This is a genomic window from Parabacteroides sp. B2-S-102 (assembly GCF_023656665.1).
Lineage (GTDB): Bacteria > Bacteroidota > Bacteroidia > Bacteroidales > Tannerellaceae > Parabacteroides > Parabacteroides distasonis.
In genome coordinates this window covers 179,456-191,792 of the sequence record NZ_JAMOKM010000005.1, presented here as the reverse complement: position 1 = coordinate 191,792, position 12,337 = coordinate 179,456, and the positions used below count along the sequence as shown (strand labels likewise).

6 protein-coding genes are annotated in these 12,337 nt (G+C 47.9%); all 6 read left to right on the top strand.

What is annotated here, in order from left to right:
* Positions 1 to 39 precede the first annotated feature (39 nt).
* The 6 genes from NBH07_RS09130 to NBH07_RS09105 all read left to right on the top strand — a co-directional run bounded on the left by NBH07_RS09130 (position 40) and on the right by NBH07_RS09105 (position 11,997).
* The gene (locus NBH07_RS09130; protein WP_122268528.1) at positions 40 to 3,315 is read left to right on the top strand and encodes a SusC/RagA family TonB-linked outer membrane protein; all 3,276 of its coding nucleotides are present in this window, start codon (positions 40 to 42) and stop codon (positions 3,313 to 3,315) included.
* 28 nt (positions 3,316 to 3,343) lie between these two features.
* Positions 3,344 to 4,915, top strand: coding sequence for a SusD family outer membrane lipoprotein NanU (nanU, locus tag NBH07_RS09125; RefSeq protein ID WP_005860490.1), 1,572 nt, complete (start codon positions 3,344 to 3,346; stop codon positions 4,913 to 4,915).
* A gap of 137 nt (positions 4,916 to 5,052) precedes the next feature.
* Entirely contained in the window at positions 5,053 to 6,678 is a 1,626-nt protein-coding gene (locus NBH07_RS09120) for a sialidase family protein (protein ID WP_008778903.1), read from the top strand.
* 9 nt (positions 6,679 to 6,687) lie between these two features.
* Positions 6,688 to 8,706 (top strand): family 20 glycosylhydrolase, encoded by a 2,019-nt coding sequence (locus tag NBH07_RS09115; protein ID WP_008778904.1) that lies wholly within the window; start codon positions 6,688 to 6,690, stop codon positions 8,704 to 8,706.
* A 21-nt stretch (positions 8,707 to 8,727) separates the two neighbouring features.
* Positions 8,728 to 10,803 carry a GDSL-type esterase/lipase family protein gene (locus NBH07_RS09110; RefSeq protein WP_005860484.1) on the top strand — a complete coding sequence of 692 codons (2,076 nt, stop codon included), beginning with the start codon at positions 8,728 to 8,730 and terminating at the stop codon, positions 10,801 to 10,803.
* Between the two features lie 3 nt (positions 10,804 to 10,806).
* The gene (locus tag NBH07_RS09105) at positions 10,807 to 11,997 is read left to right on the top strand and encodes a cyclically-permuted mutarotase family protein (protein ID WP_005860482.1); all 1,191 of its coding nucleotides are present in this window, start codon (positions 10,807 to 10,809) and stop codon (positions 11,995 to 11,997) included.
* Positions 11,998 to 12,337 lie beyond the last annotated feature (340 nt).

Here is a 12,337-nt window from a genome sequence, read left to right as displayed (position 1 = left end):
ATCCAATAAACTAAATAAACAACAAAAAAGTAATTCATTATGAAGAAGAATCTACTGCTCTTAATGCTTGCGCTCCTACTTCCGGCATTTATGTACGGACAAGAGCAGACAGTCTCCGGAACAGTGCTGGATACCTATAACATGGGTGTCCCCGGTGCGTCTATCGTTGAAAAAGGCACGACAAATGGAACGATTACCGATTTCGACGGTAATTACACTCTCACCGTATCCAACAAGAACGCCACATTAGTATTTTCTTTCATTGGGTACAAGACACAAGAAATTCCAGTAGCTGGGAAAGCCAAAGTAGACGTGATCCTACAAGAAAACGCCGAACAGCTAGACGAAGTAGTGGTAACCGGTTACGGTGGCTCACAAAAGAGAGCGACCTTGACAACCTCTATCTCTAAATTGGATAACGCCGTACTGGAAAACGCAGCGATGTCTAACGCCGGACAATCCTTGCAAGGAACCGTATCTGGTTTGCGCGTCGTAAACACGACCGGTCAGCCGGGAGCAAACCCAAATATCGTACTTCGTGGCGGAGCTACCATAACAGGTAAGGATAATGGCGCATTGGTCGTTGTAGATGGTATCGTGCGCAACTCATTGGCCGACATCAACCCCTCCGACATCGAGTCTATCCAAGTATTGAAAGACGCAGCCTCAACCGCTATCTACGGTGCCCGTGCCAATGGTGGCGTAATCTTGGTTACCACGAAACGTGGTAAAGAAGGATCCGCTTCCGTCTCTTACAAGTTCAAGGGAGGTGCCAACTTTGCTCGCACAGGTTATGATTACTTAAACGCTCACGATTATATTTACTACAATCGCTTAGGATACCAAAGAACTGGACGTTCAGGCATGGATAACCAAATGGGATACGGTATCGGGAATGACCTATTTGATATCCGTTATTTGGATGACAGTACCAAAGGCCTCTTGGCAGAAGGTTGGCAACAAATGCAAGACCCAACCGATCCGAATAAACAAATCTTATTCAAGGATTACTCAGGGCAAATGAAAGACGCAGCCTTCCAAGACCCTTCTTTCACGCAAGATCATTATATCAATATCACAGGAGGTAACGACAAAGGTACATTCGCAGCCAGCTTAGGTTACTACAAAGAAGACGGTCTCATTAAGGGAACCAGCTACGAGCGTTTCTCCGGGACATTCAATGGATCCTATAAGATATTTCCGATCTTGACAGTCAACGCTGGAACGACTTATACATGGTCTCGCCAGCCGGGTCTTTGGATCGGATCATATGAGTTCTTCTATCGCACAATGAGCCAACGCCCTACATGGAACCCATACATGGAAGACGGATCTCCCGCTTCAGGCTTCGGCACGGGTGATGGAAACCCTCTTTACTACAAAGATAAATTAACGAATACGAATGGAACCCGCCGCTCTACCTATAATATCGGTTTTGATCTAGAGATCATCCCGAAGAAATTAATCTTGAAAGAGAATAGCGCCCTATACCACGTAGACGATCAAACAGATAAGTTCGAGAAATCTTACCAACAACAAAACGCCACTAGCCCGAATCTTACCCGTAAGGCTGAGGCCAAATATATAAAGCAGAACCAACAGCAACATAGTGTTACTTTGACGTACACAGACACATTCAAAGAAAAACACAATCTGGAGGCAATGCTTGGTGGCGAGTATTTCAATTGGCATCAATATACGCTGAACGCAAGGACCGAAAATTCTCCGTCGGATGACATCCCTACTTTGAACGCTGGTAGTAATCGTACCTATACCTATAGCTACAAGGAAGGCTATCGTATCCTTTCTGGCTTTGCCCGTGTAAACTATAACTACAATTACAAATACCTGTTATCGGTCGTAGCTCGTTATGACGGAATCTCCAAGTTGAGCGATAACCGTTGGGGCTTCTTCCCGGGTATCTCCGCTGGTTGGAATATCATGGAAGAGGAGTTCTTTAAGGAATCGAAGTTGGTAGATGTGATCTCTAACCTGAAGCCTCGTATCAGCTACGGCGTGAACGGTAACGTAAACGGATTAGGATACTATGACGTATATGGCAGCTATGGGCAGAAAGATGCGAACGGATCGATCATAACAAACTATGATGGCTCTGTAGGTTTCTATAATGACAAATTGGTAAACGGTGGATTACGTTGGGAGCAAAGTAAATCTTTCGAAGTAGGTTTGGATATAGGATTCTTCAACAATCGCTTGAGCTTTATCCTAGACTATTATAATCGTACGACTTCCGATTTGTTGACAGATTTGGATTTACCTAATTACACTGGTTTCAACAGCATCAAAACCAACTTGGGAACTTTACGTAACCAAGGTTTCGAGATGGAAGTAAAAGCGAATATCCTAAACAACGTAAACGGATTCAGTTGGGATGTATCAGCAAACTTATCTACGGTAGCGAACAAGATTGTCAAGCTTCCGGCCAATGGGAACGAAAATAACCGCCAAGGAGGTTACCAAGTATACGACCCGCAAAAGGGTGAAGTCGTATGGGTTGGCGGAAAACAAGAAGGAGGTAAGCTGGGTGATTTATTTGCCTTCAAGCAAGATCATATCTTCAAGGATTGGGATGACGTGAAAGCGAATGCCAATAACCGCTACGACGCAATTGGAGAATTGTATGGCCCCGCCGCATGGGAAGCTTTAAAGGATAAGGCAGGTAAGCAACCGATCGAGCCGGGTGACGTTTGTTGGGCCGACTTGAACAATGATGGCGTAATCAACAATCTAGACCGCGTGAAAGTAGGTAATCTTTTCCCGACAGTAACCGGTGGTTTCTCCACGACATTAGGCTATAAAGATTTCTCTTTATACGCTCGTTTTGATTATGCGTTAGGGCATACGCTGTATAACGACTTAGCCGCACGTTCACTTGGACAATATCAAGGTTCGTTTAACATCATCGATATGGTGAAAGACAGTTGGTCGGAGACAAACCAGGATACGGATATACCTAAGTTCTACTATGCCGATCAGTTGAGCAAGAAGAATATTACTCGCTCCAACAATGGTTTGACAGCAGTTGACAACAACAGCTCCCGCTTCTACGAAAAGGGTGATTATCTAGCTTTACGTGAAATCACATTGACTTGGAACCTACCAAAGAAATGGATTAACAAAGCCTTGATGAGCAATGCCTCTGTTTATGTAACCGGACAAAACTTGTTCTACATCACAGGATATACCGGTGTATCTCCGGAACCGGCGGTAGATACTACCTATGGTCAAGGTCTTGATAACGGTAGATACCCAACTCCTAAAACGGTTCTTCTTGGTTTATCCGTAACATTTTAGTCAAACCCATTAAAAAAGACAGACATTTATGAAAAAGATAATTATAGCCATGATGGCAGCAGTCTCATTACTGAATTTCAGCGGATGCGACTCCTTGGACATGGAACCCGTAAGTAGTATTTCCGACGCAAACTATTGGAAATCCCCGGACCAGTTTAAGGCATTCAACATAGGTTTACACGGATTGCTCCGTTCACAATCCAGTTATAACATATTCGTATTGGGCGAACCTCGCTCGGACATCTACGGAGATCAGCCGTTCGGAGGCGAGGCTACCCAAGGCGTAGAGCGTTTCTCATACAACACGATCAACGCAGAGTTTACAGGAATCAGCAACTTCGCTAATTTTTATACGACACTGAACCAAATCAACTTGATGATCCGTAGAACGAACGAGACCGATTTATTAGGCGAGGCCGAAAAGAACTATTACTTAGGGCAGGCTTACGGTTTACGCGCCTATATCTATTTCCATTTGTTACGCTCTTGGGGAGACGTTATCATTACTACAGAGCCAACCTTAGGTAGCGAATTGGATATCTCTCACCTTGATAAGGCCGCTTCTCCAGCGAGTGAGGTGATGGATCTGATCAAGAAGGATATCGATGCCTCGGAAAAAGCTTTTGGCGGAGATTATTCTTATAAACAAGGAAAGTGTTATTGGTCTAAACCCGCTACCTTGATGCTGAAAGGTGAGGTTTATCTATGGAGCGGACGCCAGATGGGTGGCGGCACGGGCGATTATACCGTAGCCAAGACAGCCTTGCAAGATCTTCAACAAAACGGCAACTTAAAGCTGCAAGAGAAATTCACGGACGTTTTCTCTTTCAACAATAAGGAGAACAGCGAGATGATCTTCGCACTCCATAGTGGTAAGGAGGATGATTTCATGATGTGGAGAGACTATAACTGGCGTAACAATATGGTACCTCAACGTGAGTACATGGCAGGCTACTGTGACGAGACAGGAACTCCATTCCTTGAAATACCGGGATACAACCTACAAGGCTTAATGCGCTACCAAGTAAAGAAAGATCATTACCTAAAATCATTCCGCGAAGGTGATACCCGCTTGAAAGGTACCTTGAAGGCCGTTTATAAAAAGCACGAAGACGGCACCTTGGAGTATATCGCGCCAATCCAATACAAGTTCCAAGGAACCACCTTGGAAGGTAGTAACGAGAGAAGTTGGTACGATGATTATCCTATCTATCGCTATGCGGATGCCTTGCTATTATTAGCCGAGGCTAAGGCCTTGCTCGGAGAAGATCCTTCTACAGAGATCAACGCCGTTCGCGAGCGTGCTTACGGTTCCGAATATTTTAACGCACATAAGAACGAGGTGGCTTATCCGAATGACAAAGGAAGTTTCTATAACGATAACCCGTTTGAGGCGGGCGACGAGAATGTGATGGAAGCTATCCTTAAAGAGAGACTTCGCGAGTTCTTCTTTGAGGGTAAACGTTGGTACGACTTGAGACGCTTCGGTAAGGATTATGTATTAAAATATACCACAGCACAAGAATCACGTTTATTATGGCCGATCAATGAAGGGGCATTGACAAACAACCCCGCATTGAAACAGACTCCCGGATACTAATCGTACATAGGTTTAAGGCGATTGGATATAACTAGGTTTTTGGCACGAATTCCAAAGGGGCTTTGTTCATATGAATGAATATCGCTACCTTTGGAATTCACATATCTATTAATTTCAACCTACAAACAAAAAACATCATGAAAAAAACTTTCCTGTATTTCTGCCTTCTTTTCATCGTACAAACGGCTTTTGCGGCAGACAGTCTTTATGTGCGAGAGCAACAAATCCCCATCTTGATAGACCGGATCGACAATGTACTTTACGAGATGCGGATACCGGCCCAAAAAGGGGATGTATTAAACGAGATCACGATACAGATCGGAGACAATGTCGACCTGTCGGACATCCAAGCGATACGTCTATTTTATAGCGGAGTGGAAGCTCCATCCCGCAAAGGGGAACATTTCAGTCCCGTTACGTACATATCCAGCCATATACCGGGAAATACCCGTAAGGCTCTTGAATCTTATTCCGTACGGCAAGATGAGGTTACCGCCCCCTTGTCGCGCACGGTAAAACTAACCTCTAAGCAACCGATGCTTAAAGGCATCAACTATTTCTGGGTAAGTATCCAGATGAAGCCTGAGACTTCCTTATTGGCAAAAGTAGCGACCACGATGCCTAACGCACAGATCAACAACAAACCGATCGACATCACTTGGAAAGGAAAGGTGGACGAACGCCATGTAGGTATCGGCGTACGCCAAGCCGGGGATGACGGATCGGCGGCCTTCCGCATCCCGGGATTAGTGACGACGAATAACGGAACATTACTCGGAGTCTACGATATTCGCTATAATAACAGCGTGGACCTACAAGAGAAAATCGATATCGGAGTAAGCCGCAGTACCGATAAGGGACAAACTTGGGAACCGATGCGAGTAGCCATGACTTTCAAACAAACGGATGGCCTGCCCCACGGACAAAACGGCGTGGGAGACCCATCGATCTTGGTAGACGAAAAGACCAATACGATCTGGGTAGTAGCCGCATGGACGCATGGTATGGGTAACGAACGGGCTTGGTGGAACTCCATGCCGGGAATGACACCGGACGAGACCGCCCAACTTATGCTCGTGAAAAGTGAGGACGATGGTAAGACGTGGAGCGAACCGATCAATATCACCTCCCAAGTAAAAGACCCGTCTTGGTATTTCCTATTGCAAGGCCCGGGACGAGGCATCACGATGCAAGACGGTACCTTGGTCTTCCCGATCCAGTTTATCGACGCTACCCGTGTGCCCAACGCCGGCATTATGTATAGCAAAGACCGCGGGAAAACATGGCACCTGCATAACTTAGCCCGCACGAATACCACAGAGGCGCAAGTTGCCGAGGTAGAGCCGGGCGTATTGATGTTAAATATGCGTGATAACCGGGGCGGTAGCCGTGCCGTGGCCACCACAAAGGATTTAGGCAAGACATGGACAGAGCATCCTTCCAGCCGTAGTGCCTTACAGGAATCCGTTTGCATGGCCAGCTTGATCAAGGTAAATGCCAAAGACAACATCACCGGCAAGGACCTTCTACTCTTCTCCAATCCGAACACGACGAAAGGGCGTAATCATATCACGATCAAGGCGAGTCTGGACGGTGGACTTACTTGGCCCACGGAGCATCAAGTCTTATTAGACGAGGCCGAGGGGTGGGGATATTCCTGTCTTTCGATGATCGATAAGGAAACGGTAGGAATCTTCTACGAGTCAAGCGTAGCGCATATGACCTTCCAAGCTATCAAATTACAGGATCTCATTCATCAATAATCTAAGTATATGCGATATATACTGCATTTTGCAATTGTTTTAAGTTTCTTGTATTCCGGGCCTCTGATGGCCCGGAATCCTGTTTTATTGCCCTTGCCCCAAAAATACGTCCGGACAAACGCTTCGTTCCATCCGAAGGAAATCGCAGTTTCTTCCGAAGGGAAACTCCGTTCCATCCTAATGGAATTCTTGGAGGAGCTGCCGGTAAGCGTCCAACCGGACAGCCGATACAAGATAGAGGTTTCCTTGGTTGACAAATTGGACGGAATCCCCCTCAACTCCGAGGAGGCTTATCAACTAAGCGTCTCTTCCCGGGGGATAACCATCCGGGCGGTATCCGAGCAAGGAGCTTATTGGGCGATACAAACCTTGCGCCAACTGACCGAGCGGCAAGGGAAGCGATATTCCATCCAAGGTTGCGAGATCACCGACTGGCCTGCTTTCCGCATACGAGGATTCATGCAAGACGTAGGGCGGAGCTATATCTCCATGGAAGAACTGAAACGGGAGATCGAGGTACTTTCCCGCTACAAGATGAACGTATTTCATTGGCATCTCACGGAGAACCAAGCTTGGCGTCTGGAGAGCAAGATCTTTCCGATGCTGAACGACAGCTGCAATATGAGCCGTATGCCCGGAAAATATTACACGATCGAGGAGGCAAAGGAGCTGGTTCGCTTTTGTAAAGAACATAACGTACTACTCATCCCGGAGGTAGATATGCCGGGACATAGCGCCGCTTTCATACGGGCCTTCCGTCATGATATGCAGAGCAAGGAGGGTATGGCGATCTTAAAACTATTGATGGATGAGGTTTGCGAGGTATTCGAGGAGGTTCCTTACTTACATATCGGTACGGACGAGGTAAAGTTTACCAATCCGAAGTTCGTACCCGAGATGGTCGCTTATATCCGTGCGAAAGGGAAACAAGTGATCTCTTGGAACCCGGGATGGAAGTACAAACCGGGTGAGATCGACATGGAGCAAATGTGGAGTTACCGGGGAAAAGCGCGACCGGGCATTCCTGCGATCGACTCCCGTTTCCATTATATCAACCATTTTGATACGTTCGCCGACTTGATCGGCTTATACAAAAGCCGTATTTACAATGAACCGCAAGGAAGCCATGATTTGGCGGGTACGATCCTTGCCGTATGGCACGACCGGGTCGTACAGCCGGAGGACAAATTGATCCGGGAGAATAATTTGTATCCGAATCTATTAGCGATCGCCGAACGTTCTTGGTTGGGCGGCGGCTATCAATATTTCGATAAGAACGGAACGATGCTGCCTATCGATCCCGATAACGAGGAACATAAGGCATTTGTCGATTTTGAGCGGCGGATGTTATGGCATAAAGAACATCATTTCCAAGGATACCCGTTCGCCTACGTCAAGCAAACCAACGTGAGATGGCGTATCACCGACCCTTTCCCGAATGATGGGGAACTGACCCGTTCTTTCCCTCCGGAAAAGTCGCTTCAAGCGCAATATACCTATGAAGGGAAAAATTACGGTACGCACGACGCCATCGGTGCCGGTATCTACCTGCGCCATGTCTGGGGACCGCTGGTTCCCGGTGCCTATAAAGACCCGCAACCGAACCATACCGCTTACGCATGGACTTGGATCTATTCGCCCAAGGCGCAAGAGGTAGGTACGTGGATCGAATTTCAAAATTATAGCCGTTCTGAAATGGATCTACCTCCAATGCAAGGAAAATGGGATTATAAAGAAAGCCGTATCTGGGTAAATGATCAAGAGATAACGCCCCCCGTATGGACCGCTACCCACCGGGAGAAGTCCAATGAGATCCCACTGGGGAACGAGAACTGCGTAAGCCGTAAACCAACCCCGGTCCATCTGGAAAAAGGCTGGAACAAGGTGTTCATGAAGCTTCCGGTCGGTACGTTCAATACCCCCGAGGTCCGTCTGGTGAAATGGATGTTTACGTTCGTTTGCGTCACCCCGGATGGAGAGAAAGCGGTGGAAGGACTGGTTTACTCTCCGGATAAACAACTTAAATAACGTCTAATTCGGTTGAATGAAATGAGAAAAATAATAGGAATCTTATCCATCTTCCTCGCTTTCGCATTTATGAGCCAAGCGCAAAAGATCAAGGTGGCTTGCGTAGGTAATAGCGTGACCTACGGCTACGGAATCAAGAACAGGGAAACAAACTGCTACCCGGCCCAATTGCAACAGATGCTTGGAGATGCCTACGAAGTGGAGAACTTCGGGCATAGCGGGGCTACTTTATTAAACAAGGGATATCGTCCTTATACCCAACAAGAGGCGTATCAAAAGGCACTGAGGTTTGCCGGGGATTACGTGATCATCCATCTGGGATTGAACGATACGGACCCTCGGGCATGGCCGAATTACCGGGATGATTTCGTCCGGGACTATCTTTCCTTGATCGAATCCTTCCGGAAAGCCAATCCGAGATGCAAGGTATGGGTTTGTCGTATGACTCCGATATCTCACCGCCATCCTCGTTTTAAATCCGGTACAAGAGACTGGTACTGGATGGAGCAAGCGCTTATCGAAGAAATCGCCCGGATAGCCGGCGCGACCTTGGTCGATTTGCAGGAAGGATTATATGACCGTCCGGATCTATTGCCCGACGCATTGCATCCAAACGCTGAAGGTGCCGGTATCTTGGCCCGCACCGTTTATGGGGCGCTAACCGGCGATTACGGAGGATTACAGCTTCCTGCCATCTATTCGGACCGGATGGTCTTGCAACGGGATCAACCGCTTCCTATATCTGGCATCGCCAACCAAGGGGAGAAAGTAACCGTTACCCTCGCCGGACAAAGGAAGGAGACCGTAGCCGGTACGAACGGGAAATGGACTGTCACGCTCGATCCCTTACGGGTAAGCGGGAAATCCTATACCTTAACGGTTTCTACCCCCAGCCGCACGCTGAACTATCGGGATGTAGTAGCCGGGGAAGTCTGGCTATGCTCCGGACAATCCAACATGGCGTTCCGGGTAAACGAGAGCGTAAAGGAAGAACAACAGCAACAATTGGATTACGCGAAACAACACTCGCAAATCCGTTTATTCGACCTAAAGCCCCGCTGGGAGACCTACGCCGTGGAATGGGACGCTTCCGTACTGGATTCATTGAACCGCCTGCAATATTACCACGACGCCCAATGGGAAGTATGCGACACGCGGAATACCGCACGCTTCTCGGCCATAGGATTTGCCTTCGGGCGTATGCTGGCCGATAGCTTACAAGTACCCGTAGGATTGATATTGAACGCTGTTGGCGGCTCGCCTACGGAGGCATGGATCGACCGGAAAACACTGGAATTCGAGTTTCCGGATATCTTACAGGATTGGACGAAGAACGACTTTATCCAAGATTGGGTACGTGAACGGGCGGCCTTAAACATCAAGCAAGCGTCCAACCCGCTCCAACGCCATCCGTATGAGCCTTGTTATCTGTTCGAGGCGGGTATCCAACCCCTTCATCGATATCCCATCAAAGGGATTATTTGGTACCAAGGAGAATCGAACGCCCATAATATGAAAGTACACGAACGATTATTCCCGTTATTGGTGAACAGCTGGCGCCAGAATTGGAACGCAGCCCTGCCTTTCTACTATGTCCAACTATCCAGCATAGACCGCCCGAGTTGGACTTGGTTCAGGGACAGCCAACGCCGCCTGGCGCAAACCGTATCGAATACGGGTATGGCCGTTAGTAGCGATCGCGGGGATTCTTTAAACGTTCACCCTACCCGAAAAAAAGAGATTGGCGAACGACTGGCACATTGGGCCTTGAACAAGACCTACGGACATAACGTAATCCCATCCGGCCCTTTGTTCCGCAGCGCAACGTTTACCGATAACGCCGCCTATATCACTTTCGATTACGCAAAGGGCTTGACAACTTCCGATGGGGACCCCATCCGTACATTCGAGATCGCCGAGCAGGAAGGACTTTACTATCCGGCGCAAGCCGTGGTAGAGAACGGGAAAGTAAAGGTGTGGAACGATCAAGTGACTCACCCGAAGCTGGTACGCTACGGCTGGCAACCCTTCACGAGAGCGAATCTTATAAACGAGGCGGGCATGCCGGCCTCTACGTTCCGGGCAATAAAAGAATAAGCTATGCATAATAAACAACAAATCACCGGCTGGTTGTTCCTCCTGCTACTCTGCGTAGCGGGATGCGGCCAGCCTGTATCTAAAAAACAGAACACCATGATAAACTGGACAAAATTACCGGATCTACCGGGAGCAGCCGATACGGCTTCCCTTGGCGTTTCCGCCCCGTTCGCCGGCATCCATAACGGCGTATTGATCGTTGCCGGAGGTTGCAACTTTCCGGACAAACCCGTCACCGAGGGAGGAGCCAAGCGATATTATAGCGAGATATTCGTCCTTCTTCCCGAAGGCTGGAAAGAGATCGACCGACTGCCTCGTCCCGTCGCCTACGGCGCTACGGTTTCCACCCCAGAAGGTATCGTTTGCATCGGAGGAAACAACAGTGATTCTTCCTTGGTGGAGGTCTCCCGCATCTCCTATAACCCCACGAAAGGAGAGGTAACGGTTTGCGCCTTACCCTCCTTACCATCTCCAATGGATAATCTCTCGGCTGCTTTTACCGGACAGGAGATTTACGTAGCAGGGGGAAATGAGAACGGACAGCCCTGCCATACCTTCTTACGCCTCAACCTAGCGAATATCGAAAAGGGATGGGAACAACTACCGGACTTCCCGGGAGCAGCCCGTGTACAGCCGGTATTAGCGACCGGAGAAAGTCCCAACGGCACACGTATCTATCTAGCCGGAGGCTTCCAGCCCATCCTAAACGAAGAGGAACCGATCGTCCCGACGGATGTATTGGTATTCGACCCGGCAACTTTTACCTGGCAACAAGAGACCGTTCTTCCCCCGTTTAAGGACGGAGCGAACCGTACCCTAACAGGAGGCTGTGCCGTGACTTTCCAAACGGATAAAATCTTATTTATGGGAGGTGTGAACTACGATTGTTTCCTAGCCGCCATCGCCCGACCGATCCATTTAGCGAAAGCGGAGGCGGCGCAAGATTCAGCGGCCATTACCCGCCTGCAAGCGGAAGCCAAGGCCTATATGCACCATCCGGTAGAATGGTACCGATTCAATACCACCTTACTTCAATACGACCTATCCACGAAAGCATGGAGCGATCTGGGCGAATATGAGCAGTTGGCCCGTGCCGGAGCGGGAGCGGTTATCCAAGATGGCCGATTAACCATCATCAACGGAGAATTGAAACCGGGTATCCGCACGCCGCAAGTGAATCAAGCGAAATTATAATAGGGATTTAGTGGGATCGCTGGTAAGTTTGCCAACGATCCCTGTTTACTTTTCCCACCCGATTTTCAGTATCCGGAGTCTATTTAGAGCATACGTATCCCAAGGCAAATCCTAGACAATAAGCACGTAAATAATGTTCTTATATAAATCATTGAACATAAACATCTTAAAAAGACGATTATACTTTCCGCAAAACACGTACGTGTTTTTGGAAAAAGTCGTACATGTTTTTCGGAAAACACGTACATGTTTTTACTGAATCACACGACAGAAAACAAGAGCGTATATGGAAATATACAATAAGCCTACCTTATCATCAGATCTGAACAGTATTTCTTCC